1 pseudogene is annotated in these 206 nt (G+C 35.4%); it reads right to left on the bottom strand.

Features of this window, described 5'->3' with window-relative positions:
* Positions 1 to 206 (bottom strand): annotated as a pseudogene (gene arlR / locus D9V42_RS15060) (response regulator transcription factor ArlR); the annotation flags it as partial.

Here is a 206-nt window from a genome sequence, read left to right as displayed (position 1 = left end):
TCTTTTTGTGGCTGACGACGTAAAATCGCACGAATTCTTGCTAAAAGTTCTTCAATATCAAATGGTTTAACTATATAATCGTCTGCACCGTAATCAAGCCCAGCAACTTTGTCATACGTATCACTTTTCGCTGTAATTATAATGATAGGTGTAGATTGTTGTTGTCTAATTTTGCGACAAATTTCTAAGCCATTAATTGACGGCAA

It is taken from the genome of Staphylococcus pseudoxylosus (genome assembly GCF_003697915.1).
Classification (GTDB): domain Bacteria; phylum Bacillota; class Bacilli; order Staphylococcales; family Staphylococcaceae; genus Staphylococcus; species Staphylococcus pseudoxylosus.
The sequence above is the reverse complement of the archived record's forward strand: the minus strand, read 5'-3'. Positions and strand labels throughout refer to the sequence as shown.